The 337-nt window shown below is 51.9% G+C and carries 1 protein-coding gene; it reads right to left on the reverse strand.

The annotated features are described in order from the left end of the window. A partial coding sequence (locus tag F0U47_RS23025) for an uL14 family ribosomal protein (protein ID WP_223162878.1) occupies positions 1–270 on the reverse strand: 270 nt, incomplete at its 3' end. Between the last annotated feature and the right edge of the window lie 67 nt (positions 271–337).

Raw genomic sequence — 337 nt, forward strand, 5'->3', positions numbered from 1 at the left:
TTCGCCCTTGTTATTGACTATGACACCCGCATTGTCCTCAAAGTATATAAATACTCCATCACGCCTTCTGAATGGTTTCCGCTGCCTGATGACCACTGCCGGCATTACCTTTTTCCGGAGTTCAGGTTTACCCTTTTTGACTGTGGCCACAATCATGTCCCCGGAACCGGCCGCCGGCAGTCTGTTCAGGCGACCTTTGATACCTTGGACAGCGATCACATACAGATTCTTTGCCCCTGTGTTGTCGGCGCAGTTGATTACTGCTCCCACTGGGAGACCCAGGGAGATACGGAATTTCGCTCCCGCGGAACGACCACGTCCTCTCTTAGACTTTTTG

Origin of the sequence: Nocardioides antri (genome assembly GCF_008373765.1) — a bacterium.
Classification (GTDB): Bacteria; Actinomycetota; Actinomycetes; order Propionibacteriales; family Nocardioidaceae; genus Nocardioides; species Nocardioides antri.